Here is a 26,756-nt window from a genome sequence, read left to right on the forward strand (position 1 = left end):
TCAATGTGTTTTAGATCAATACATCAACCCAAGTCGTTCACACTCGATAAGTCCGTTCTTGATTCAAGCACTTCTACAGAGCTCACGTGTTGTGTGCTCTCTGCCACACACTCTCCACTGCAATCACAGACTTGCTGCAATATGTATATCAAACGTTCCTGATTAAGGGGTAACGGGTTGCCTTTGATCGCCATCGACTTAAGCGCATCGTTCGCCACTTGTTCAAAAGAAGTTTGGCATACTCCGAATTGGCCAAGTAACGGCAACGCTAACTTATCTAACACCATATTTACCCAAAGAACCCCATCGTGCTCATTCGCGTTCGCACGATCGGTAACCAATTGGGCAAGCTTACGATAACGACTTATCACATCATTCCTGCCAGCGAGCTTCGCGGCGTTAATATTTTCCTGCATCACGTGCGGTGCAAGACGCGCCGTGATCACGCTGTGGGGAGCATCTAACTTACCTCCTAACGCCGACGCAAGCCCATGCGCAGCACCTAATTTGGCATTAGTAATGGCCATGCCACCGAGCAACGCAGCGAACGATAAATCCGACCGAGCCTTATGATTATCTTGCTTACAAGCAGCAATCACTGAACGGCTTAAACGACGAAGTCCCTCTTCGCACACCATATCTGTAAGAGGGTTTGGCTCACCACACACATACGCTTCCATCAAATGAGTGAACGCATCCATCGCGCCACGCCCGGATGTGTATTGATCGGTTCCATAAGTGAGCGTCGGATCCACAATGGCAACGTCTGCCAGCATATCAGGGCTTCGAAGACTCACTTTCACTTTATCTTGTCCAGACTTCAACACCGCATTTCGAGTCACCTCTGAGCCCGTGCTTGCTGTCGTAGGAATTGCAATAAAATGAAGAGGTTTTGCCTTTAATGGTACGTTTCTTCCTACCACTTCGACGTAATCGTAAACATTGCCTTGATTAGGAATAATAGCGGCTAGGGCTTTACCCATATCGATGACACTGCCACCGCCAATAGCAATCACCATATCAGGCTGGAATTTTCTACCGAGTACCGCGGTCTCTTCTACCATTGTGATATAAGGTTCGCCATTGATTGCTACGTGTTGGTAACGCATATTTTGAGCTTTAAGGTAGTTAATGATGGGCGTGGCTCGTTGGGTGTCCTTCCCAGTTACCAGCAAAACACTGTAGCCAAATTGGTTGATAACGGATAATGAAGACTGAAGTGCACCTTCACCAAATATAATCCTTGTTGCAGTCATAAACTGAAACATACACATCCTCCCAAAATAATATACCCAAATAACCTCTTGCCCTCTGATTTAACACTTATGTAAGAGTTGAAGTCATTTGCGTATAGCCAGATTAGATTGCTATGTTTTTGAATAAAAAAAATTGACCAATTCCACCTTGCCATCATTAACCCCTTAAAATGTATGTTTTTTATGCGTCACTTCACATACTTTAGAGCCATAGAATAAGGGAGCGCGTTTAGTTTTTATTCGATAGATTTCACCTATAGAACCAAGAGGTAATTGCTGCTTTATTTCCGTATCTGGATCGGGCATAGTTACTGCAACAAAAGAGAGCGCACTCAGCCGCTATGTTTTGTACGCTTTCAAAAAAGAATAGATTTAGGAGAAATAAGATTATGTTCGTTGTTATCTTTGGTCGCCCTGCATGTCCTTTCTGTGTTCGTGCAAAAGAACACGCAGAAACGCTAAAAGCGAAGCGTGACGACTTCAACTACCGTTACGTTGATATCCATGCTGAAGGCATTTCTAAAGCAGATCTTGAGAAAACAGTTGGTAAACCAGTTGAAACTGTTCCTCAAATCTTTATCGACCAAGAGCACATCGGTGGCTGCGACGAGTTCGAAGCATACGCGAAAGAGCACCTAGGTCTATTTGACGAATAATAAAGACAGTTTTTAAGAAAGCCGCTTCATGCGGCTTTTTTATTATTTTTCAGTTGGTTATTACCTTACGTCAACTAATGGTAAAACCTAAAAAAATTCACTTATCTTTTTGCTATATTTAGTTACAATTCACAATTCTTAATCTTTTTGGCACACACTTTACCGAGCCACACAGTGAACATAGACGTCGTATACCTTCTTGAGCAAAACCCTATCCTTCTAATCTTCGTCGTATTAGCCATTGGCCTTGCCATCGGAAAAATCCGATTTGGCAAATTACAACTAGGCAACTCCATAGGCGTTCTTATTACCTCGTTGGTAATGGGTCACCTTGGCTTCTCATTCAATGCAGAAGCATTAACCATTGGCTTTATGCTGTTTATCTATTGCGTTGGCATTGAAGCTGGACCAAACTTTTTTGGCATATTCTTCAGAGATGGTAAGCATTACTTTATTTTAAGTATGACCGTTCTCGTGTCCGCAGTCAGCTTAACGTATGGCTTGAGCCACTATTTCGGCCTCGATTTTGGCTTGTCAGCCGGTATGATGGCTGGCGCGTTGACAGCAACACCTGTACTGGTTGGTGCACAAGACGCTCTTAACTCTGGCCTTGCGACTATACCGCGCAATATGGATTTTTCTTTGGTATTAGAAAATCTATCCGTAGGTTACGCGATGGCTTATCTGGTCGGCCTAATAAGCATGATCATGTTCGCGAAGCTGTTGCCAAAACTACAGAAGCAGAATCTGTCTGATTCTGCGCAGCAAATTGCTCAAGAACGTGGCCTTGGAAATTCAAGCCAAAGAAAAGTGTACTTACCGATTATTCGTGCTTACCGAGTCGGCCCAGAATTGATTGACTGGACTGACGGCAAGAACTTGCGTGAACTAGGCATTTATCGTCAAACTGGCTGTTACATTGAGCGAATCCGCCGTAACGGTATTCTCGCCCATCCAGATGGTGATGCTATTTTGCAAGAAGGTGATGAAATTGCACTGGTTGGCTTCCCTGATAGCCATGCTCGCTTGGATCCTAGCTTCCGCAACGGTAAAGAAGTATTTGATCGTAACTTGCTTGATTTGCGCATCGTTGAAGAAGAAATTGTCGTAAAAAGTGACGCTATCGCAGGCAAGCGCTTATCGGATTTAAACTTGTCTGAGTTTGGCTGTTTCTTAAACCGCGTGGTACGTGCGCAAATAGAAATGCCGATGGACTTAGACATTGTTCTCGCTAAAGGTGACGTCCTTCAGGTGAGCGGCGAGAAAAGCCGAGTACATGGACTCGCGGAAAAAATCGGTTTCATCTCGATCCACAGTCAAATGGCCGATTTACTCGCTTTTTGCAGCTTCTTTATTTTGGGTATTCTGTTTGGCCTCATCACGATGACATTCGGCCAGGTTTCGTTCAGCTTGGGTAACGCGGTAGGTCTTTTGTTATCTGGTATTACACTTGGTTTCTTACGAGCAAATCACCCTACTTTCGGCTATGTCCCGCAGGGGGCGCTGAATATGGTCAAAGATTTGGGTTTGATGTTCTTTATGGTGGGAATAGGTCTAAGTGCAGGCGGAAAGATGTTCGAGCACTTGACCCAAGTTGGTCCAAAGGTGATTGGTTTAGCATTCATTGTTAGTGTTGTGCCTGTAGTACTGGCCTATTTAGTGGGCGCACACATACTCAAGATGAACCGTGCCCTGCTCTTCGGTGCCATTATTGGTGCCCGAACTTGTGCCCCAGCTATGGATGTCGTCAACGACTACGCTAAATCCACCATCCCTGCTCTTGGCTATGCGGGTACCTATGCGATTGCTAATATTCTGATGACGTTAGCCGGTACGATCCTGATAATATTAAGTTAATAACTTTGACTGATGAAAGCAAAAAAGGCGCTCAATGAGCGCCTTTTGTATATCGGTTGTCTAATCAGTCATTCGATTAGATTTGGATAAAATCAGCTTCAACCGCTGGATTTACATCCGCTTCGTAATCTACGCCTTCAACACCGAAACCAAATAGTTTCAAGAACTCTTCTTTGTACTCTACGTAGTCAGTCAGTTCTTTTAGGTTCTCAGTCGTAATTTGAGGCCATAGCTCACGACAGTGCTGCTGAATGTCGTCACGAAGTTCCCAGTCATCCAGACGTAGACGATTCATCTCATCCACTTCTGCTGCGCTACCATCTTCTTTGTACAGACGTTGGCTGAACATACGGTAGATTTGTTCCATACAGCCTTCGTGTACGCCTTCTTCGCGCATTTTCTTGAATACCATTGCAATGTACAGTGGCATAACAGGAATTGCGGAACTTGCCTGAGTTACAACAGATTTAAGTACAGCAACATTTGCACTGCCGCCTGTCGCTGCTAACTTGTCGTTTAGCGCTTTCGCCGCACGATCTAGGTCCATTTTCGCTTTACCTAGTGCGCCATCCCAGTAGATTGGCCAAGTTAGCTCAGTACCAATGTAGCTGTACGCGACTGTCTTACAGCCTTCAGCAAGAACACCAGCATCAGACAGTGCATTAATCCAAAGTTCCCAGTCTTCACCGCCCATAACGGTTACTGTGTCTTTGATTTCTTCTTCTGTTGCAGGCTCAACACTTGCTTCGATGATCACATCTTTGTTGGTATCAACGGCAGTTGATGTGTAAGTTTCACCAATAGGCTTAAGCGCTGAACGAACTAGCTCGCCAGTTTCTGGCATTTTACGTACTGGGGAAGCCAGTGAGTAAACCACCATATCGATCTGACCTAAATCTTCTTTGATCAGTTCGATAGTTTTCTGTTTCGCTTCATTTGAGAAAGCGTCGCCGTTTAGGCTTTTTGCGTACAGGCCTTCTTCACGCGCTAGCTTTTCAAAAGCAGCTGCATTGTAGAAGCCTGCCGTACCTGGTTTCTTCTCAGTACCTTCTTTTTCGAAGAAAACACCGATAGTTGATGCACCGCCACCAAATGCCGCAGCGATACGAGAAGATAGACCGTAGCCACTTGATGCACCGACAACAAGAACGCGCTTAGGTGCGTTTTTGATTGGGCCTTGCGCTTTAGTGTACGCAATTTGTTCTTTTACGTTAGCTTCACAACCAACAGGGTGCGTTGTAGTACAGATAAATCCACGAATTCTAGGTTTGATGATCATATTCAACTTCCTTTAAAAAACCTTGTTAGGATAAAAGTTTCGTCGGGATTTCGCATCTAATTTCTGTAAAAATGCTCTGAAAAGGCAAGTGGTTGGAGCACTATCCCAACATCCACTCTGCAAGAACACAAAAAAGCACCTCATTGAGGTGCTTTTCTTAGTATTAACGGTTTACTATGCCGCCGGGTTCAAATGCGACTTTTTTGGGCAATCGGTTCGTACTTCAGAAAAGTCATGACTAAAGTGGTCAACTTGAATCGCCTTGTAACGCAATTTGTCTGCCGCCATTATTTGGTCAATTTCTTGCTCAGTTAACACGCCAGCTTCAAATGCTTGCTGCAGACGGTCGTGTAGCAGACCTTTACGAGCCACTTTCCCATCCTTCGCCGCCTTCATAAGCTTACGCTCTAATGGTTTGATTTCGTACATTGCGAGGAAGGCATTCTCCATTAAGCCTACGCTGTCGTCGTCGGATTTTCCGATGTAGCAAAGATGCGTGAGTCGATCGCGTTGTGCTCCTGGCGTCATCATCGCTTCCGCCAGATTCACACACAGTTCATCGCTTGGCTTATTAAAATGATTACCAAGTGGGAATAATAACCCTTTCAGCACACCGCCAACGTATTTCACAGGGAAGTTGGTATAAGCCTCATTTAATGACTTAGATGCGTTATGCAAACAGTGTTGAACAGCGTAATGAACGAAGTCCAGATCGCCTTGTTGACGTCCTTCATCTTCATACTTTTTCAGTGCGGCAGACGCCATATATAGATAGCTTAAGCCATCACCCAGACGTGCGGAAATCATTTCTTTACGCTTCAAATCACCGCCTAGTGTTAACATCGCGAAGTCAGCACTAACAGCAAGCGCTCGGCTTAATCTTGTGATTTCTTTGTAGTACTGCTGTGTTGGGCCACTCATGTGTGCTTTGACAAACCGAGAACCAGTTAGCGCCGCGCCAAATGCACCAAATGTATTGCCTATCGCATGTTTGATGTGTTTAAAGAGCAAGTTGTCAAATTCTTTCGCCCCTTGTTCAGAATCTGAATTCGCCGCGGCTTCCATTTCTTTCAGTACATATGGGTGACAACGAGTCGCACCTTGACCAAAAATCATCAGGTTACGAGTCAGAATATTCGCGCCTTCAACAGTGATAGCAACTGGAATACCGAGATAATGTTTAGCAAGATAGTTCATTGGGCCATCTTGAATCGCACGACCCGCATGGATATCAAACGAATCATTTAGAATAGTACGCGCGATTTCCGTCATGTGGTACTTGGCAATCGCGGTTACGATCCCAGGTTTTTCTTTCATATCGAGAGAAGTCGTCGTCAGCGTACGTGTCGCTTCTAGTAGGTAAGTAAGACCACCAATGCGCCCCATTGCTTCTGCGACACCTTCAAACTTACCGATCGACATACCAAACTGTTTACGCACGTAAGCATAAGCACCAGTTGTACGTGTAGTAAGATGACCAATCGCTGTCCCAAGCGCTGGGAGAGAGATACCACGACCAGCAGAAAGACACTCAACCAGCATACGCCAACCTTTACCTGCGTAATCAGCGCCACCGATCAACCAGTCCATAGGGATGAAGACATCTTCACCACGAGTCGGACCATTCATAAATGCAGAACCCAGAGGATCATGGCGCTCGCCTATCTCGACACCTTCATGGTCAGCGGGGATCAGCGCACATGTGATTCCAACCTCTTTCTTATCACCAAGTAGCCCTTCTGGATCCTGTAGCTTAAATGCTAATCCGAGCACTGTCGCCACTGGCGCAAGTGTGATGTAGCGTTTATTCCAGCTAACTCGCACGCCAAGCACTTCTTTGCCTTCGTGAGTGCCATAACAAACTACGCCTTTATCTGGTATACCACCGGCGTCAGATCCCGCTTCGGGCCCTGTTAATGCAAAACAAGGAATGTCGGTACCATCAGCAAGACGAGGCAACCAGTAATCTTTTTGCTCTTGCGTGCCATAGTGCGATAAAAGCTCACCTGGACCAAGAGAGTTCGGTACCATTACCGATACCGCGGTACTGATACTTCGAGTCGCAATACGAGAAACAATGGTTGAGTTCGCTAAAGCGGAAAATTCACGACCACCATACGCTTTTGAAATGATCAGTGAGAAAAATCGCTCTTTACGTAAGTACTCCCATACTTCAGGCGGTAAATCCCTGTCTTCTTTGACAATCTTCTGGTCATCAAGCATTTCTAGCAGGGTTTCAAGCTCATTATCCATAAATGACTGCTCTTCTGCTGTCAGTGTCGGCGTTGGGTAACGGTGCAATGTAGTGAAGTTAGGCTTGCCTGAAAATAGTTCGGCATCCCACCACACACTACCCGCTTCCATCGCCTCTTTCTCGGTGCTAGAGAGAGGTGGCAATACTTTTTTGAACACTTTAAAAGCTGGGTCACTAATCCATTTTCTTCGTAGAGAGCTCATAGTTCAGATCCTTTTGTTCACGTAACCGCTCTGGGCATAATTTTATTATTGGTTTAACTTTCTTATTTGTCTTGTGCCAACTGCTTCGCTGACATTCCTGCTGACAAATAAGGAATCAGCAAGTCGACGACAGATTTCACATCCACTTCCTTTTCAAATTTACTTTCAGCAAGCTCCGAAAGAGCCTGGCTTGAAGCCATCGTAAATACGCAGGTACCTAGCGTGAAGTGCAGTCGCCAAAACAGCTGCTCCTCACATAGTTCCGGGTTTGCCTTCATTATCGAGAAGGTGAAGAGGTTAAGTACCTCTTCATATCGAGTGGTGATGAACCAACGCAGATGACCTTGTACGTCTGTGTAACCACGGCCAATTAACAACATGAATAATGCAGTACCATTGGGGCGCACATCATTTAATGTACGCAAAGGTAAACGCAATGACTCAAAGACGTCGTCCATGTCGTAGCTATCACGCGTATTTAACTCAATTAGTGAGGTTTTAATGCTAGGCATGAGCGCTTCTAGGTATCTATCTAAAACCGCTCTAACTAGCGTTTTTTTATCGCCAAAGTGATAATTTACCGATGCTAAGTTGACGTTCGCTTTACCTGTTATCGTTCTTAGCGAAGTATCATTAAAACCATGTTCAGCAAAGAGTCCTTCTGCGACATCGAGTATTTTTTCTTTTGTTGATGTTCTCGGGGCCATTTTAATCACTCGTATTAAACAACTGTTTGAAAATATACTCCCGAAACTTTAGATTAACAAATGATTAACATCACACTTTCACCAATTGGTCTGACCATAACTTAGAAGGTGTGATCTAATCTTTTGAATTTAAGTCTAATAAGCAAATGATGCTCGCCTGAAGAAAATGACCAAGTTTCGCAAACCATCGTATTTGAAACGCTAGCAATGTCGTTAGGCGGTCGGAGCAGGAGGTGCGGGTTTGAAATGCAATTTAAGTTTATAGCTACAATAGAAAAGAGGGCTATCGAGTTTCAAACCGCCATTAAGTTGGTTACGCTGTTCGCCTCTTCTCTTACTTCTTTACGATACAAGCGGGCAGAAAGAATTAAATCGAATTTTTTTTGAAAAAAAATGGAACTGTTTGGAAAAGGCTCGGTCTGAATAAATGTAACAACTAGGGCATTTTAAGTTTCACTGGCCGTCAAACTTGTTTCCATCTAATTGTTACGTTGCTGCTTTTTTCTTATTAACTCCTATGTTTGTATCCGCCCAGTCAAATTTTCGGCTGGGCTTTTTTTCGCCCGCAGATCTACCACCTAACGTTTCGATGATTCCGTTCATCTCCATGGTCTAGACATCCGCTCAATACGAAAGTGTCGCTATTAAGTCGCTGATGTACTGAACTATGGGTATAAAAAAGCCTCCCGATTGGGAGGCTTTACAAAATAGCGCATTTTTATCTTACGCTTGCGCTTTCTTAGGCAAAGAAAAGTGCAGTAAGGCATAGCCAAGTAATGCTGCTGTCGTCGAACCCATTAAGATGCCTAGTCGAGCATAGGTATCAAATTCAGGACTTACATTTCCGAACGCTAAAGAGGAAATGAAGATAGACATTGTAAAGCCAATACCACACAACACAGATACCGCAAAGATATGCTTGAAGTTAACCCCTTCAGGTAACTTAGCAACGCCCATTTTTACCGCTGCCCAGCTAAAGGTAAAGATACCTAGAGGCTTACCAACCAGTAGACCCAAAGCAATACCGAGTGGCAGCATTGAAGTTAGACCTGACATCGATACGCCTTCTAACGAAATCCCCGCATTGGCAAATGCGAATAGAGGCAGAATACCAAATGCCACGTATGGGTGAAGCGCGTGCTCCATATGTTTAAGTGGAGAATGTTCGCCCTGCTTTCCCTTTAGTGGGATAGCAAAACCAATCACTACACCTGCCAATGTTGCGTGAACACCAGATTTAAGCACCGCGAACCATAAGATCGCACCGACGATCATGTATGGCGTAAGTTTTGTTACTTCCTTCGCATTCAACATGAATAGGACACCAGTCATGATGAAGCCAACAAGCAACGCCATGGTCGACAGGTCACCGGTGTAAAATAGCGCGATAATAACAACCACACCTAAATCATCTATGATAGCAAGCGCCAGCAAGAACACTTTTAGACTTACTGGTACACGCTTACCTAATAACGCCATGATACCTAAAGCAAAAGCGATATCTGTCGCCGCTGGAATTGCCCAACCAGAAATCGCCTCAGGATCGTTGGCATTAAAGGCTACGTAAATAAGAGCAGGAGCTAACATACCGCCAACCGCTGCAATCGCAGGGAAAATTGCGGTTTCTTTTGATTTTAACGCACCTTCAAGTAACTCTCGCTTAACTTCAAGGCCAATGAGTAAGAAGAAAACAGCCATTAGGCCGTCATTAATCCAGTGAGAAACTGACATACCAAATACATAAGTATGCAGTACAGATTGATAAGTTTCGCCCAGCGGTGAGTTAGCAATGGTCATCGCAATTGCCGCTGCAATCACGAGAAGAATACCACCAGCTGATTCCATTTTGAAAAAGTCACGAATGACATCGTTCATGGTTTCGTCCTTATATTTATTATCTTAATAAACGATTAACAAAGAATAATAAGAGTGTATAGCGGTCGAAAACTTTAGAATAATCGCTTCTTCAGAGTATAAACTTCGATTTTTCCGATATGAAGTTTACTATACATCGTATTTTCCAACATAACACTCAATTTTGATCACAGCGCGTACTTGTTGTTATCGCGCCAAATGTTTATCAAGATTATGAGAAAATCAGCATAACATGGCATGTACTGTCATGATAACCCCATACTTTTGAGAAAAATTCAGGAAGTTTCATCCACTAAAAAACCACCCATTAGGGTGGTTTTTATCAGAATTTAATAACCAGTGAGCTGCATAAAGCCCCAAGCCTCGTTGGAGCCAGAAGCTAAGGTAGGACCTTCCCAATACGGTATAACAAACGGAAGCCACATATCTGATTTGATAATACGAGTGGTCAAGTTAATTTGATGCTTTGGAATATTAATAATCCACTGCAAAGGCAGCCTTCTTCCATTTGATAAACTGGTCACTTGCATTGGTTTAATACTGATATCATCATCTGAGAGATTAATGACTTTACCTGAGCGTGTGGACAAGGTGCCAAATACATGCGGTGTTTGTCCATGGTGGCGATAGCGGCTGACTGTCAGTGCTCGACCATCATCTAAATTGAATACAAACCAATCCCAACCCTGTTGCCCTTCACCAATTAAGCCACTGCCCCACTCTTTCTGAGCCCAAGCAGAGCCAGCAACAGAGAAGCGTTTGCCATTAATGTTCAAACTCCCTTTCACCTTTAAAAATGGCGCACTAAAACTGAAAGAGGCAACAGATTGCAACGCATGTTTAACCTGAAAACCTTTGTCTCCATTCACGACAAAGGGGCCATTTGTCATAGTATTGAGATCTAAACCAAACGCATCGGTAGTCACATTCAAGTTACCAGGGAAAGGCGTTGCACCAAGTGAACGCCACGTCCAATTATCAATCCATAACCTGAAAGGACGATTAGTCATGCCAGCTTGGCCTATCCCGCCTCTCGCTACACGTTGCTCTTTCCAGACGTGCGAACCATGGCTAACGACAACATGTGAAATATACAGTTGAGGGTTTTGCCATCCGCTGGTTTCTCGCTCATCCGTCGCGACCCTGAAGTAGCTCCATTGAACGTTGTATATTTTCCCTTGTTCATCTTTCAGTTTCGCAAAGTAGTGCCACCATTCATGTTGGTACTCGGGATGAAAGCGAAAGTCTGACGGTAAAGAGACATGCTCGTCAGGTAATACAGGTTCGAAAATCGTTTGATTTTCACGCGTTAGAATAGAATTAAGCTCGCTTTCTTGTGTCGCTGTCGCTTCCAACCAAAAAGTTGAGTAAAAAGCAGCCCCAGTCAAAAAGGCAAACGTAATAACAATGATCGTTGAAACTAACAAGCGTTTTTTAGAGCCCACTTTTTTCATTACAACGCGTCCCTTAATGACTTCATTGGCGTACTCTTAATCATTCTAATAACTGGCAATGCGCCGGCAATCATGATGGCAAGCATCGCCCAAGCAATAGTTTGAGCGTATTCCCAAGGGATCGTTTGAAGCTCCAGAGACCAGCCGAATGATTGCTTAATGATAATATCAACGATTAAGTGTGCAAGTGCCAAACCAAGTGGCACCGCAATAATCGCGGAAATAGCCCCGAAGACAAACAACTGCAAACCACCTAATGCGACAAGTTCTTTTCCGGATACTCCCATACATCTCAGCAAAGAGAAGTGCCGCTGCCGCGACAACTCGCCCGCCAATGTCGCGAAGAATAAGCCAAACACAGCAATAATCAGCGTGATGTTGCCCAAGGTTCCTGCAATAGCGAAAGTATGATCAAATACCCTCATTGCCTGACTATAAATATTACCATTATCAAACACACGGTCTTGCGGGAGGCGGAATACATTTTCTAAGCGATTTTTCAGACCCTCCCCATTAACGCTATCTTTTAACACTACACCAAGGCCAACATTGCCCGTCCCTGCAAATGCATACAGCCAATTCCGGTGCGACATCATCACCTGGTTATACGGGTTTCCATAATCGTAATAAACACCAACGACTTGCCAGTCTCCACCTAGTGGTTCCTGCAAGTTAATGAAGTCTCCTGGGCGAATATCCAACTTCAAGGCCATCGATTCACTCACCATCAAGCTCTTGGTCGCGTGCAGTTGATACCAGTAATTCGGGACACCTAGTTTTACCGTCAGTGCATCTAGCTCACCTTCAGAAGAGCCTGTACTCACCACTTGCAAGGCACCATGTTCGGTTGGCATATCTTTTTCCCAACGCCACCAAACCGAGTTGACTTCTGGTTGGTTTTGCAGCCACGCACTCATCCGAGCTGCTGAGTTATTTGTCGGGTAGATATAAATATCCGCTGCCAATCGCTGGCTGAGCCATTTATCGGTCGTATCCCTAAAACTGCCTACCATCGTTTCTACGCCGATATTTGCCGCCAGTGCCAACATAAACGCCATTGTTGCCACACCGCGATAACTCATGCTCGCAGCCGCATCGGCAAAAAACCAACGTACACGTACCCAACGCATGGTGTAAGAAAAGCTCTGGAACATATGCCACATAATAAATGGCATGAACAAGGCCACACTAACCAACATCAGCGCAATAATGGCAAAGCCAGTTTCTTGTGTTTTCGGTGCTTGATACACTGCGATTGCCGCGACACAAAACGCACACGCAGCAAGAGCCTGCCAAGAGAACTCACGCCCTGCAAATCGCATTAATGACAGTCGAGAAGATAGACGAATTGGCTGTGACTTCAACAAACGAATCAATGGCCACAAACACGATATTAATGCGCCCATCGCTGCCATGATCAGACTATATAAGCTGGACTGCCAAGACCATCCTATTGTTAAGCCTACGTTGGCATCGTACAAATCGCTCAGGCTCGATGAGACTGCAGGGATCAGCTCATTTGCCAAGATCAAACCAAAAAAGTTACCACACGCCCACGCAATAAAGACGAGCAACGACAACTCTAACAACAATGCTTGAGCCAACTGCGTTCCGTTGACCCCCGTCTGTCTCAAAATACCCACCAAACGTTGTCGCTGAATAAATGACAAAGACATCGCTTGATAAAAAATAAACAACCCGACCAAAAATGACAGCATCCCCATCGCGGTGAGGTTCATGTGGAATGCATTAGTTAGCGATTCAAGCTCCGTGCGCGTATTCCTAACGAGCGTCATGCCATTAGGTAGCATATTTTTCAGTGCTATTAGCTTTTCCTCTGGCATTTCACCACAAGAAATCGCAGATAAACCTGAGCTCCGCTTGAGCATACGCAACAACGATATATCAGTAACCAACCGAGTCCCTGAGAGCATTTTGTTTTTATCGACTTGAATCGGTCCGAGACGACTTCCGTCATTCATCTCAATAAAGTCCCCATCCTGCCAACTCATGTAAGCGGCCAAATCTTGACTAACTAGAATGGGATAAGGAGGTTTCATTAATGATAGAACGGGCATCTCACCCAAAGATTTGCCTTGCTGCAATGGAATCATCGCGACAGGATCAATCCCCACCAGCATCAAGCTCATATCGGTTTTAGCATCTAGATGTAGCACGTCAAACGGCGCACATTGGTTAAACCCAGCTCGGCGCAACTGGATATAGAAACCTTGAGGGATTTTATTGGCAGAGTGTTTAGTTCGGATTCGGTATGGCAAAGGATTGGAGAAAAGCTTTTCTCCTGTCGCATAACTTTGTTTTGCATGCTGATTGATAGAAGTAACACCAACAAGAAGGGACACGCCTAAGGTTAACCCTAGCCAGACAAGAATAATTTGTAGTGGGTAACGACGGTAATGACCGAGTAGTGCCTTAACTACGGGCCATAACATGCAGTTGCCCTCCTTGAAGTCGAATCTTACCTTCCATATGGGCCGCCACTTTTTCACTGTGCGTCACTAACAGCAAAGTACACTCCAGTTGGCGAGCGAGACTCGTCAATAAGCGCATTACCGCTTCTGCGTTTCGCTCGTCTAGGCTACCAGTTGGCTCATCAGCGAGTAGGATTTTAGGTTCCATATAGAGTGCGCGAGCAATAGCAGCACGTTGTTGCTGACCACCAGATGCTTCTTCCGGGTAACGGCCTAGCAGAGGCATTAAATCCAGAGCAGAAAGAATTTGACGCCACAGCTCTTTATCTTCTGGCAAACCTTTTAACTGACGACAAAAACGAATATTGTCGGCAATATTGAGCGTAGGAAGCAGGTTGAACTGTTGGAAGATATTACCAATATTGTTGCGGCGGTAAAGGGTTCTCAAATGCTCTGGCGCATCATGCATGGCAAAATTTGGAAACTGAACTTCACCAGAGTCTGCAGTATCCAGTCCGGCAATTAAGTTCAGCAAAGTACTTTTACCCGAACCACTTTCTCCCATCAGAGCGACTTGGTCACCTTGCTGTAATGTTAATTCTGCCCCTTGTAATACAGGGTGAAATTCTCCCCCGTCTACATAGCCTTTACATAGGTCTGACAGTTTTAACATTGATTATGCCGCTCGGATGGTATTTAAAAATTGGGATCAGAATCTACACTAAAATCCTGTTAGTAGAAAGTATTTTGAATGCTTGATCACACTACGAGAGTACAAATGCAACTCGATTCACTTTCTGTTCCTAATTTTGTTGACGTATTGAGCAGATTTTTGCAGCTGCAGAAAGCTCTGTTTACCTCTATTGACCGATAAGGTTTTTCATCCATTTTCGGCTCACCATTCTTGGCAGACAAATCGTCCACTTCACAACTTCCTCGGTCAAAAAGAGTAAGTAAACCCATTGCGGCTCCCAACCGAGCTGAATCGCTGCAAATGCCGCGAGTGGAATCCCAATCACCCACTGCGCAAGAATGTCTTGATACAAACAAAACTTAACGTCGCCACCCGCACGTAATACCCCAACAATGACCATCATCGGCACCGAGCGTAATACGACACCTAAAGCAAGAATCACCATAAACTGTTCAGCTAACTGGCGAGTATCCGCTGTCAGTGCACTAAACGCATTAAGGATCCATTGATTGGACACTATCAATACAACTGCGACCACAAATGCGATAAACACATTCAAAATGACCGTAGCCCAAGCTTGGTAATACACAGGTTCAAAGTTTTTCGCGCCGAGTTGGTTACCCACTAAAACCGCAGCTGCATTCGATAGGCCAATCATCATAGCGAGAGAGATTGACTCAACGGGCGTCATCACCGACAACGCTGCCAAACCTTGCACACCCGCTTGTCCCATGATGGCATGGTAAGCGAACAATCCACCAGCCCATGCCAAAAAGTTAAATGTAGTCGGTAAGGAAAGGCTCAAGAAACGCGTTATTTTGTCTAAAACCAAACCTGCGCGTATATCATCCCAACCAAATGCAATTATGTGTTTCTTCAGCCATAAATAGCCAAATAGACAACCGACTTCGATAGCGCCACTGATAACCGTTGCAATGGCTGCCCCTGTAATCCCTAAAGCAGGAAAACCTAAGTGACCAAAAATTAACACCCAGTTGAGGAAAACATTAGACAGAATGCCTATGCCACTAAAAAATGTGCTCAGCCCCGGTTGGTGCATCGCTCTCAAGCCCACCGACATACTAGCGACACACGCAACAGCAAACATGCTAACGGATGAAATAATTAGATAGCTGGCCCCTAACTCAATCACTTCTTGTGAGTCTGTAGTCAGTTTCATAACTGGCTGTGGGAAAATAACAAACAAAGCAACGGCAATGGCGGCAAACACCATGGCTATCATCCATGTTAAAGCGGTACTGCGACGTACCCCGACTTTATCGCCTGCCCCCCAATATTGTGCGGTCAGTAACGCACCACCCGTCGTCACCCCAACTAACATGATGGTAGTAACAAACGTCGCGCGCGCCGCTACCCCAACAGCGGCTATTTCAGCTTCACCAAGTTGGCCGAGCATAAGCACATCAACGAGGCTTCGGCTAGAAAACATCATGCTTTGCAGTGTAATTGGTAGCGCGATCGCGAATAAGCGACGTAAGAATGCTTTATCTGCATGTATTGAGAGTTGAGAGAGAAAAGTCACAAGCGCTCCAACGACAACTTATTGATAGAATGGGAAAAGTGTCTCATGATTATACTCTGTGGTGTTTATTCCACCAACGATTAAAAGGACAGATAATGAAAAAGGTGTTGGTGCTAGGCGCCTCGGGTTACATTGGTTCTCAACTTCTTCCGTTACTTTTAGACAAAGGTTACGCCGTCACGGCTGCGGCGCGACATATCGATTATTTGGAGTTAAGGACTCGGCCCCATCCTAATTTAACGTTGCGGTATCTGGACCTAGCCGACGCAGAAGCCACGCTCGCTGTGGTGAACGATTTTGACTTGGTATTTTTCCTAGTGCACGGAATGGCACAAGGCGATGACTTTGTTGAGTACGAGCTAAACCTTGCTTTGAACTTTAAATACGCATTGGAGCAAAGCCGTGTCAAACATGTCATTTATTTAAGTGCCATCCAACCGCAAACCGGAAACTCGCGCCATTTAGCCGCACGCAAAGCCACTGGAAAGATCATTCGACAATCCGGTGTTCCAGTAACTGAATTGCGTGCTGGCGTCATCATTGGCCCCGGCTCCGCGGCTTTCGAGATCATGCGAGATTTTGTCTACAACTTACCTATTTTGATCGCGCCTAAATGGGTCGACTCAAAAGCCAACCCTATTGCCCTACCCAACCTCAATCACTATTTATTGCAGTTGGCCGAAGCATCACCCCCAGAAGAAAGCCAAATTTATGAAGTTGGTGGGCCAGATACACTCAGCTACCGCGAGCAGTTTAAAGTCATTTGCCGAATCACCAACAAGCCTTATCGGCTGTGGTCGACACCGTTGCTTACCCCCAAAATGGCATCGTACTGGCTCGGCTTGGTCACCTCTGTACCAGCAAACATCGGCAAAGCATTACTCGCGGGGTTAGAGCATGACTACATTGCCGATTCCAAAGCGATTGAAGCACGATTTCCGCAAACGCTGATCAGCTACGAGCAAGCGGTATCCGATACCATCCAAGATGAAGGCACGTTTGTGCGCAGTAATGTTTGGGGCTTTGAGCCAGCGGCACTTCGTCGATGGCAACCGGGGTATGGCTACTACCCTAAACAAGCCGGTGCGAGCATAAAAACTCAAGCCTCCGCTGCGGCATTATGGAAAGTGGCTCAAAAAATCGGGAGTCGTGAAAAAGGCTATTACTTTGCCAACATTTTGTGGCGCACACGTGAATGGCTCGACATCTTTTTTGGTGGCGGGAAACCGATTCGCGTTTCTCCTCCGGGGCCGGAGCTCAAAGTCGGCGATTTTATTGACTCTTGGAAAGTGATTCGCTGCGAGGAAGATCAGTTCCTCTCCCTGTTTTTTGGGATGAAAGGCCCAGGGCTTGGACGTTTAGAAATTACCATCAAAGACCATGGTGATGAACGAGAACTGGATATCACCGCTTGGTGGCACCCACAGGGGTTTCTCGGGCTGCTTTACTGGTTTGCCATGATGCCAGCCCATCTATTCATATTCAAAGGCATGGTCAAAGCCATCGCGAAAGAAGCCGAAAGTATCAGTATTACTCCTCAGGTGGGACAGTCTCTGGAGAATCTAGAGAAATAGGCAGGTGATGGGCAATCCCCGCATGGCAATCAATGCACGATTGATCTCGACTTTCCATCATTTGATGTCGACGCGCAACGGTTCGTCCTTGCGCTTCGAAATCCATCTTGTCAACGGAATGGCAATATCGACACTGCTTTGATTTATTCTCGATAAACTGCTGTGTGACTTCAGCAGCCAACCTCGGACGATGCTCCGCCTCGAAGTTCTCTAACGTAATTTCTCCAGTCAGTTTGTGATAGATGTCGGCTGTAGCGCCGATTTTCAATGCGATTTTAGCAAAAAACTCCCTAGGGACATGGCAATCACTGCACGTAGCGGCAACCACACCCTGAGCATTTTTGAAGTGTGGAGATGCTTGGTACTCCTCAACTATCGTATCCATCCCAATATGGCAACTGTAACAAAACTCGTTGCGATTGGTGTAATCCATACCAAAGTGAAAAACACTGAGGGCCGCCCCACCAAGGATAAACGCCAATAAGCCACCAATTGGTATGCCGAGCATCCATTTTCTGTTTGGTTTACGCCATAAACTCATTGGTGTTCATCCCAAAGCAGCGCTAGCGATAACTCGCATAGTATTCTACGAGCGCGTTTAAATCATCGGCACTAAGCCCTTTGAACGCCTCATCCATTTTTTTATCAACGGAGCGTTTGCCTTGCTTAAACTGTTGCAACGTAGTGGCGAGATAGTCCTTCTGCTGACCAGCTAAAATCGAAGCTTCATCCAGAGCGTTACTGCCACCATCCGAATGACAGTTCTCGCAACTTTTCGCGTGGATAGCCTTACCTTTCATCGCTAACGCTTGATCAAAAGACTGCTTAGCTGGCACAAACTCAAGCCCAGCATAATGCTTTGCTAACTCTTCAATCTGCGCCTCAGATAAAGATTTAACTATCGACACCATGTCGCCTTTTTTGCTCGTGTCTCCGTATACGTGATTAACCGAAGCTGAGGGTCTGCCTTCAAGGTAACGCAACATCTGGTCAAAAAAGTTGAACTCGGGAATCCCTGCGATGGTAGGAATATTCGTGTCTGAGCTAACACCGTCTGGCCCATGACAGGCTTCACATTCGTATTGTGAAATTAGCTCACTTGGTGATGCTAAACTGTGGGAAACCAAAGCAGAACTGATGGCTAACACTGAGGAAATTTTTAGTGAGAATTTAATTATCTGGTGCATATTAGACTGACTCCGTAGTAATTATCTTTATTAATCAAAACCAGACAGCGAATAAACGATAAGAAAATCAATTTATAAACGCGACTTAAAACCAACGATATCCAAGATAAAAATATTAAGCCGTCAACTATTTAAAGTAGCGTAGTTCAATACCCTTACTTTTTCTGCACCGACCTCTTCAAGAACAACAAACTTCAATGCAAACAATTGATTTAAAAACATAATAATTTAAAATAAAAATTCACACACAAAAGTAGCGGTTTATTTTAATAATATTTCATATTGCGTCTATACTCTTACAAGCCATGTATTTCGATTTATTCAAGTGATGTAAATATGGATATTTTTCTTTTGGCTTGAATATAAAATTAATATTTCAATCAATCGTTTATTGAAATATTCAACCATTCCTATGCATTCCCACTTACTTTAGGACGAATCGAGAGGGACTATGAACGGTTTAAAGTCGATCGCGACATTAATATTTTTTATTTTACTGCTCACCGGATGTGGTCCAGACAGCAAAAACGATCAGAATACACCACCACCTGCAGTTGGTGATTTCGAGATCAGTGTTTCCAAGCCATCATTGGTCACTCAAGAAACCGGAGAAACCAAACTGGTGGTCAATTTTACCGTCAAAGACGCCAGTGGCAGACCTCATGAGCTAGACGAAACGAGAGATTTTCGCATCGCACTTCTTAAAGCAATGCCCTCTCGTGTCGATACACAAAACTCGAGCGATCCAGCCTTTGCCTTCAATGGGCGTCATGGAAACACTTATTGGAAGAGTTTCCATCACTCAAGCAACACCGCAAATAACCGTGCCAGCATGGAGAGTGTTTGGGATGGAACACTAATAAAAACAGACGAGGGGTATCGCTACACGTTTGCCATTCCTGACGTTTTAAAAGTGTCCGATCCTTATACTGCCGACTCTTCTAGCAACAATGGTTTTATTGCTTGGGATGCGGATAAACTCCACCGAATCGTCATGGCGTATGGCGAGCAAGGCAACGGTTTTACCTACGTGTTTGAATGGGTGCCGCAAGAAAGTTCAGATACGGCTGTCTCCCGCAATGTGATTGAAACAGGCACCTGTGAAAACTGCCATATGGGCGAACCGCTTCATCATGGACCGGGCTATCGCTCAATTGATAACAACATTGCCGTTTGTACCGCTTGCCACAATGACAGTAACCCTGGCGCTGCGCCAGCCAGACGCCCTCTCGCTGCCATTGTTCATCAATACCACGGTAATGTTTTCAAATTAGGTAGCGACAGAAATAACACCGAGACTTACAAACAGCCTGTCGACGAGAATGACGTGCTCGTTACCGACATCAATGGTTTAGTCATTGAAGGCAACCCTTTCCCGCAAGATGCCCGCAACTGTACAACCTGCCATTCAACCGATGTCGCGAAAGCATCAGACGCCAACAATTGGTTTGAACACCCAAGTCAAGTTGCCTGTGAGACCTGTCACTTGTACCGAGACAGAGGCGCGCATGATAACCAAATCGGTACGGGTTGGGTAAGAAACGGCGAACCACAAAACTCCTGCTCTGGCTGTCACCGACCTTATGACCGAGACGACAATGGCGCTCCAATCATCGGCCAAGACGCAAGCCGAAGTGCTAAAACGGTTCACGTAATGCGTTTAGAGAATCTTGCAAAGGCACGTGATTCGCTTGAAATCAACGTTGAAAGCGCGCGATTTATTGATGACCAGTTTGAGGTTGAACTAAGAGTGTCGAAAGCGGGCACAGGTATTGGATCCATCGACGAACTGACACCTTTCATCAATGAACATGGCCACCTCAATTTGTTGCTGAACTGGGATAACGGCCAAGGCCCGATGGTCGCAAACAACAGTCTCAACGTCGCCGATGATGGCGCACTTGGTGACGGCTGTGAGGCTCAAGGAGAAGGCCTATTCTTGTGTCATAAAGACTTCACTGACGCTGCGATTAAGCCAATCTCCAACTCTACGTTGACGGTTAACATCGCCGACATGCCACTTTGCGCCAACCGTAGAGATGGCGAGCTCGCCGAATGCGTCACGTTTGAAGGCATCGATCTTATCAAATCGCCTTTCGTCATTGCCGCCAATAACGCATCCGGCTCGTTTGATGTGTCTGGTATCAACAAGCAACACAAACTGCCAGTGGGCGCGGACATTTCATCGTGTAACGATTGTCACAAAGAGCTGACTATCCATAAGCTTGGTGAGCATCCACATGCCGCCACCGACTTCCAACAATGTAAAAATTGCCATAACTCTGAACGTTCTGCGTTTTATCCTGGGATGGCGGCTGATCTAAAGTACCACGTACACTCATTCCACGCCTTTGGCTCCGCTCATAGCGGTGAAGCGCCTTTCCCTGGCGCAGTCAACAACTGTGAGGCCTGCCATACCAATGCTCAATACAACTTACCTAGCCAACAAAATACGCGCCCTTCTCTGGCGAGTGGTAAGTACTTTAGTCCTGCATTAGTCGCCTGTGGCGCGTGTCACCTAGAGTCATCTTTAGCTAATGCTGACCCGGATAGTGTGGCAGGAGATGCGACTCTGAACCATATGCTGAATCACGGCGCCGTATTTGGAGCAGACACAGCAGCACAAGCCATGGGCTCCGAGCAATGTGCAACTTGCCATGCCATTGGTCAGTCACAAGGGGTAGATAAGGTTCACAAGGTATACGACTACCGTTGAATTCGTCATTGAACACAATGCTTTGACAATTAAGGACAAGAAAAGGAAGAGCTATGAAAGCAATGTTTCTGCGGTGGTTGGTAGCTGGGATACTTGGGTTAGGCGTCATCTTCACCGTCAGTTCGGAAGATGTCGCCGAGCCAGAACCCAAAGCGGCGACGTTAACTCAAGTAGAAATTGAAACTATATTGGACACCAAATTTTCTGAGGGGAAATACTCACGCCGTGGAGCAGATGGCTGCCTTCGTTGCCATGACGATACCTCAGACAAACCTGCAACCGGTATTTTCGACAACATCCACGGCAAGTCAGCGAATTTGCATGGGCCAATGAATGATAAACAATGTGAAGCATGCCATGGCCCAGCAAACAATCACGCGCGCAATCCGCGAAAAGGACAAGTTCGTGAGCCGATGATCACCTTTGGGCCAAACTCCCCTGTTCCGGCCGAAAAGCAAAACAGCGTGTGTTTATCTTGCCACCAAGATGCGAAACGCTCGACTTGGCATAGCAGTGAGCACGCTTTTGAAGGGCTGTCTTGTGCAAGCTGTCACCAACTGCATCAAAAAAACGATCCGATGATGGTTGCCGAAATGCAAGCAGACAAATGCACCGATTGCCACTCCCGCACCAAATCGGATATCCACAAACGCAGTCGTCATCCTATCATTGACGGCGTCATGACTTGTTCTAGCTGCCACAATCCACATCAGGCATTAAATGAAGCAAGCCTGAACTGGTCAACCGTCAATAACGCTTGTTACGAGTGTCATGCAGAAAAACGCGGCCCATTCTTATGGGAGCATGAGCCTGTAACTGAAGATTGTACATCCTGCCACACACCTCATGGTTCAGTGAACAAAGCCCTGCTCAATAAACGGCTGCCAATGCTATGTCAGGAATGTCACCGTGTGCCACATGCAAACGTAGCCATTCCTGAAAACGACTTGAGAGTGCGCGGCGGAAGTTGTTTGAACTGCCACAATCAAGTGCATGGCTCTAACCACCCACGTGGTCAAACATTAAGTTATTAGGAGGGAGGCATGAAACTATCTCAACTGTGCATCGCTATTTCCCTTGCTTTTGCTGTGCAAGCACACGCCAACGATTATTCGTTACAACGTTCTCAACCAGCCGACACTAGCCGCTGGCAGTGCAGTGGATGCAGCAGCGACGGCACGTGGAGTGGAGAAGTCAGCGCTGGCGTCGGTTACCTTAACAACGATGGTTCCTCGCGATTCTATAATTGGAATCCACCCGTTTACGGTACACACTCTGACAATAAACACTTTAACGCGAGCCTAAACGCCGATATCGAACAATATGAAGACGATGGGTTCTACAATCGAATCGTCGTCGAAGATCTTGGTTTGCAACGCTTCTTACTGCAGTGGGAAATGGGCCAGTACGACGGATTACGTATCCTCGGCAGTTACAGTGAAACTCCGTATTTCTGGAATCAGTCCTCACTCAGTGCGTATCATCCAAGAGAAGATGCACTCGTTAGTGGTGACCTATCGAAATATGAAAACTCAGTGACGCGAGAGACGTTTAAGTTAGAACTCAAGTACACACCACATACGCCATGGAAGCCATATGCATCCATGAAGCACGAACGTAAAGAAGGCACCACTTCACTTTATTCATCGACCATTCCGGGTTACGCCAACGCGCCGGGATTCATACCCAAAGCCGTCGATCATGAAACTTTAAATACTCAAGTAGGAGTGAGCTACATTGAAGATTTGTGGCTGGTGGATATTGCGTATCGCGGCTCGTTTTTCCGCAATGACAAGTCCGCACTCTATTACGGAGGCATTACCAACCCTTACGCCAATCACCTTGCGTATGAGCCTGACAACGACTTTCACCAATTTGCTGTCACAGGGAATTATCGGTTGAATCAACAAACGTTCAGCGGCCGCTTACTTTGGTCACAAACGTCTTCTGAAGGCGGGTTAAATCCGTTTCCGCAGTCCCCCGTTAACTCCAATACATTCCATGGCGAAACCAACACTTGGCAAATGAGCGCGGATTACCACAACAAGCTTTCGAGAGACACAGCTTTCGCCATTTCTGTGGACTATTCAGACAAAGACGATAACTCCGATAGAAACACCATCATCGGATCGACGAGAGAAAAATACGACCACACCAAAACCAAACTGGAAGCAACACTCAAGTATCGTGTTACTTCTGATGTAAAAGTGAATACGGGTTACCATTTTAGACAAGATGAGCGAAGTTATGCTGATAGGAAACGTACCGATGAACAACGCGTTTTTGTTGGGGCCCAGTACAGACCAAATAGACCGTGGCAATTAGGCGGTAAAGTCTCCTACTCTTTTCGCGATGGCTCTGATTGGCAGGACGACAGCAGCGACTCGCCTAATTTGCGCCAATACTATTTAGCCGATAAAGAGAGGATTGAGCTCCGTGGCGACGGCGGCTATGACGTAACAAACGATGTCCAGTTACTTGCTGAGCTTTGGTACGGAAACGACGACTATGTTAAACCCGATATAGGTTTAAGCGAAGGAGAAGATTACGGCTACGATATCAGCGTCAACTTCAATTTACTCGACGGACTAAACGGGCATGTTTTTTACAATCAACAGGTCATCCGCTCCGAGCAACAACAAGCAAACTCTGACGTTGTCGGTTGGAATCGCTACACCACCAAACTCAAAGATGACATCACAACCATTGGCTTTGGTGTGAGTAAAGAGCAGCTACTAGACGACAAACTTTCTATCTCGTTTGATTACAGCTACAGCCAAGCTGATGGAAAATCTTCAACCACATCTGGTGGCTACCAATATCCTGATAACGAGGCGAACTCGTACCGATTTGAAGTCATCGCTGACTATGAAGTATCTGAAAATCAAAACGTGCAGCTTAACCTCCGTTATGAAGACTACTCAGAAGAGGATTACTTGTTTAATAACGAAACCGAAACGATGGGCGACGTTTTGCAAAGCTATGAAGGTTTATATGGCGGAGTCTATTGGAAATATCGCTTTTAAATACAGAGTGACGTAACAAAAAAAGTATCAGACGTTTCAAACGCCTGATACTTTCGTATTTCAATTCTACTGCTGTGAGAAGTTTATTAAGCTTGGAAGCTCAACGGAATCTCAGCCAATTGGTTACCTTCGTTTGCAGGAAAGATAAGGTACTCGCCGTGGTATTTCACCATCGATTTGTAGTCCGTCACTTTATGCACCATAAAGCCCGCTTGCGCTGCTTTCTCAACAAACTCAGCATGGTTGCCACGTACAAACCAACTCATTGGTTTGACGAGCAGCTCGCCGTCGAAGCAGCTTTCGCATTGATCTGCACATAGCGCCAAAGAGTTTTGACCTTCCGTGAAGATTTGGATTTTGCCACAACCAACAAGTTGCTCAGACGTTGATACTTCCCAACCCGCTTGCTCCATCACATCTAAAAATGCTTCGACGTCAGAGTCTTTGATCACTTTTGAATCTTCATCTTCAGGAAAAAACTGAGCGTAAAAAGCGGAAATACGCTTGAAGATAAACAACAAACCAGCGTCATTACCCTTTGAACGACCCGCTTTTTGCCAACGTGTTAAGTCATCGCCTACGGCTCGACCGAAACGCTGAGATTTAAGTGCTTTGGTAACCCAGCGCACTAAATAATGGTTATTCGCAACAGGGGCATTGGCTAACTTACCTGAGCGATGCTCTTGATCTAACTCTTCAAGTGCTGAGTTAACTAAGTTTTGAATTTCTTTGGTGTAATTCGACATTACGCCTTTCTTCCTAAAGTCCAATAAAACAGTGCTGAAAGCACAGAACAAGCAAACATCACAATGATCATCGGCCAAGCAACATTACCGGGTAGTGATGCCACCAGCGCGCCAACCAATGAGCCGATACCGAATCTTAACGTCCCCGCCAGAGACGACGCTGTACCCGCCATTGATGGGTAGCCACTTAAAAGCAGCGCCATCGCGTTACTACCTATCGTCGACAATGTACCGATAAACAGCACAACAAAAGGTACGATGCCCCATAATCCGAAGTCCATTAACCAACTTACGAATAAACCAATCCCCGCCAAAAGTTGCACGAACAACCCAAAACGAAGCATGGCATGAGAGCCAACTTTCTTCACCAAGCGACCATTAATACTGGTCATGATGATCATCGCAACAATGTTCAAACCAAATAAATAGCCAAAGTGGTCTGGTCGAACACCATATAAATCAATATAAACAAACGAGCCCGCAGTCAGGAATGCAAACATTCCGGAAAATGAAAACGCTCCAGAAAGCATCAAACCTATCGCTTCAGGGTTGGAGCATAATCTGGCGTAGTTTCTCATCGTAGTGCGAAAACGAAGCGGCTGACGATTTTCTGGTTTCAACGTCTCTGGGATTTTCCAAAGTACCAGTAGAATTACCACCACAGCGAAAATGGCTAATACCCAAAAAATAGAACGCCAACCAAACCAGATCGCTAGGTGACCACCTATCATAGGCGCGACCAAGGGTGCCATGGTGATAACTAAAGTGACGAAGGACATTGCACGGGCAAAGTCTTCACGGTCAAACATGTCACGCACGACGGCTTGGATAATGACCGCCGCTGCCGCGCCAGCAAAACCTTGCGCTGTTCGCACATAAGTCAATGCATCGATGCCGTTTGTGGTCGCACTCACTACCGCCGCTAATCCAAAGAAAAGCACACCCAAAATCAGTACAGGTCTACGGCCAAAACTATCGGCAAGCGGCCCATGAATTAACTGGCCAATCGCAAAACCTGCCGTATAAGCCGTCAACGTAATCTGAACCGCGCCAGGCGCAACACCCAAATCTTTCGCGATGGTTGGCATTGCAGGCAGATACATGTCGATCGCCAAAGGCGTCAAAGCACCAATCGCTCCTAATACAAGAAACAATAGAAAACTGATTTGGGATTGCGGAGCGCTTTGAGCTTTTTCTGTCATTCTTTTACCTCTTGTTGGAGCCCTTTCGTCAATACTTTCAGAGCAAAATGAACGTAACGGACGGTTCTCATATCGCTGATATCTAGAAGCCAAAG

At 45.5% G+C, this 26,756-nt stretch carries 19 protein-coding genes; 6 read left to right on the forward strand and 13 right to left on the reverse strand.

The window, feature by feature from the left end; all coding sequences use genetic code 11:
- Positions 1-23: 23 nt before the first annotated feature.
- Positions 24-1,268, reverse strand: a complete 1,245-nt coding sequence (locus tag L3V30_RS04455; protein WP_005393219.1) for an iron-containing alcohol dehydrogenase — start codon at positions 1,266-1,268, stop codon at positions 24-26.
- 377 nt (positions 1,269-1,645) lie between these two features.
- Between L3V30_RS04455 and L3V30_RS04460 the strand changes: the two genes are divergently transcribed.
- Together L3V30_RS04460 and L3V30_RS04465 are read left to right on the forward strand one after the other, a co-directional pair.
- Complete coding sequence (locus L3V30_RS04460; protein ID WP_005378026.1) at positions 1,646-1,912, forward strand: GrxA family glutaredoxin; 267 nt, start codon at positions 1,646-1,648, stop codon at positions 1,910-1,912.
- A gap of 174 nt (positions 1,913-2,086) precedes the next feature.
- Entirely contained in the window at positions 2,087-3,769 is a 1,683-nt protein-coding gene (locus tag L3V30_RS04465; RefSeq protein WP_006742623.1) for an aspartate:alanine antiporter, read from the forward strand.
- 76 nt (positions 3,770-3,845) lie between these two features.
- Here the strand turns inward: L3V30_RS04465 and fabV are convergent, their stop codons facing one another.
- The 8 genes from fabV to L3V30_RS04505 all read right to left on the reverse strand — a co-directional run bounded on the left by fabV (position 3,846) and on the right by L3V30_RS04505 (position 16,210).
- On the reverse strand, positions 3,846-5,048 hold the full coding sequence (fabV, locus tag L3V30_RS04470; RefSeq protein WP_006742624.1) for an enoyl-ACP reductase FabV: 1,203 nt from the start codon (positions 5,046-5,048) through the stop codon (positions 3,846-3,848).
- A 174-nt stretch (positions 5,049-5,222) separates the two neighbouring features.
- Positions 5,223-7,505 carry an acyl-CoA dehydrogenase gene (locus L3V30_RS04475; protein ID WP_237308416.1) on the reverse strand — a complete coding sequence of 761 codons (2,283 nt, stop codon included), beginning with the start codon at positions 7,503-7,505 and terminating at the stop codon, positions 5,223-5,225.
- A gap of 62 nt (positions 7,506-7,567) precedes the next feature.
- A complete protein-coding gene (locus L3V30_RS04480; protein WP_005393225.1) occupies positions 7,568-8,212 on the reverse strand; it encodes a TetR/AcrR family transcriptional regulator in 645 nt (214 codons plus the stop codon).
- 723 nt (positions 8,213-8,935) lie between these two features.
- Positions 8,936-10,087 (reverse strand): Na+/H+ antiporter NhaA, encoded by a 1,152-nt coding sequence (nhaA, locus tag L3V30_RS04485; protein WP_006742626.1) that lies wholly within the window; start codon positions 10,085-10,087, stop codon positions 8,936-8,938.
- A 329-nt stretch (positions 10,088-10,416) separates the two neighbouring features.
- Positions 10,417-11,541: a lipocalin-like domain-containing protein gene (locus L3V30_RS04490; protein WP_237308417.1), complete on the reverse strand. Its 1,125-nt coding sequence runs from the start codon at positions 11,539-11,541 to the stop codon at positions 10,417-10,419.
- Complete coding sequence (locus L3V30_RS04495) at positions 11,541-13,994, reverse strand: ABC transporter permease (protein WP_005393229.1); 2,454 nt, start codon at positions 13,992-13,994, stop codon at positions 11,541-11,543. Before L3V30_RS04495 ends, L3V30_RS04490 begins: the two co-directional genes overlap by 1 nt.
- Entirely contained in the window at positions 13,975-14,646 is a 672-nt protein-coding gene (locus L3V30_RS04500) for an ABC transporter ATP-binding protein (RefSeq protein ID WP_005393230.1), read from the reverse strand. Before L3V30_RS04500 ends, L3V30_RS04495 begins: the two co-directional genes overlap by 20 nt.
- Positions 14,647-14,833: 187 nt before the next feature.
- A complete protein-coding gene (locus L3V30_RS04505) occupies positions 14,834-16,210 on the reverse strand; it encodes an MATE family efflux transporter (protein WP_109168465.1) in 1,377 nt (458 codons plus the stop codon).
- A 95-nt stretch (positions 16,211-16,305) separates the two neighbouring features.
- Here L3V30_RS04505 and L3V30_RS04510 point away from each other — a divergent pair, with 95 nt between their 5' ends.
- Positions 16,306-17,784 carry a DUF2867 domain-containing protein gene (locus tag L3V30_RS04510; RefSeq protein ID WP_237308419.1) on the forward strand — a complete coding sequence of 493 codons (1,479 nt, stop codon included), beginning with the start codon at positions 16,306-16,308 and terminating at the stop codon, positions 17,782-17,784.
- Here L3V30_RS04510 and L3V30_RS04515 read toward each other — a convergent pair.
- The gene (locus L3V30_RS04515; RefSeq protein WP_237308421.1) at positions 17,741-18,325 is read right to left on the reverse strand and encodes a NapC/NirT family cytochrome c; all 585 of its coding nucleotides are present in this window, start codon (positions 18,323-18,325) and stop codon (positions 17,741-17,743) included. The two genes, L3V30_RS04510 and L3V30_RS04515, sit on opposite strands and share 44 nt — an antisense overlap.
- A gap of 22 nt (positions 18,326-18,347) precedes the next feature.
- Positions 18,348-18,971 (reverse strand): c-type cytochrome, encoded by a 624-nt coding sequence (locus L3V30_RS04520; RefSeq protein WP_237308422.1) that lies wholly within the window; start codon positions 18,969-18,971, stop codon positions 18,348-18,350.
- Between the two features lie 451 nt (positions 18,972-19,422).
- Here L3V30_RS04520 and L3V30_RS04525 point away from each other — a divergent pair, with 451 nt between their 5' ends.
- From L3V30_RS04525 to L3V30_RS04535, 3 genes are read left to right on the forward strand one after another with little or no spacing between them, the layout of a single operon-like run.
- Positions 19,423-21,687: an OmcA/MtrC family decaheme c-type cytochrome gene (locus L3V30_RS04525; protein WP_237308424.1), complete on the forward strand. Its 2,265-nt coding sequence runs from the start codon at positions 19,423-19,425 to the stop codon at positions 21,685-21,687.
- A 53-nt stretch (positions 21,688-21,740) separates the two neighbouring features.
- Positions 21,741-22,721 carry a DmsE family decaheme c-type cytochrome gene (locus L3V30_RS04530; RefSeq protein WP_237308426.1) on the forward strand — a complete coding sequence of 327 codons (981 nt, stop codon included), beginning with the start codon at positions 21,741-21,743 and terminating at the stop codon, positions 22,719-22,721.
- Between the two features lie 9 nt (positions 22,722-22,730).
- The gene (locus tag L3V30_RS04535; protein WP_109168469.1) at positions 22,731-24,713 is read left to right on the forward strand and encodes an MtrB/PioB family decaheme-associated outer membrane protein; all 1,983 of its coding nucleotides are present in this window, start codon (positions 22,731-22,733) and stop codon (positions 24,711-24,713) included.
- A gap of 86 nt (positions 24,714-24,799) precedes the next feature.
- On the opposite strand, the gene L3V30_RS04540 is transcribed toward L3V30_RS04535, so the two are convergent.
- Together L3V30_RS04540 and L3V30_RS04545 are read right to left on the reverse strand one after the other, a co-directional pair.
- Positions 24,800-25,459, reverse strand: coding sequence for a DUF2913 family protein (locus L3V30_RS04540; protein WP_005393239.1), 660 nt, complete (start codon positions 25,457-25,459; stop codon positions 24,800-24,802).
- Complete coding sequence (locus tag L3V30_RS04545) at positions 25,459-26,661, reverse strand: Bcr/CflA family multidrug efflux MFS transporter (RefSeq protein WP_005393240.1); 1,203 nt, start codon at positions 26,659-26,661, stop codon at positions 25,459-25,461. Before L3V30_RS04545 ends, L3V30_RS04540 begins: the two co-directional genes overlap by 1 nt.
- Positions 26,662-26,756 lie beyond the last annotated feature (95 nt).

Origin of the sequence: Vibrio sp. A1-1 (genome assembly GCF_021728175.1) — a bacterium.
GTDB classification, from domain to species: Bacteria; Pseudomonadota; Gammaproteobacteria; order Enterobacterales; family Vibrionaceae; genus Vibrio; species Vibrio diabolicus.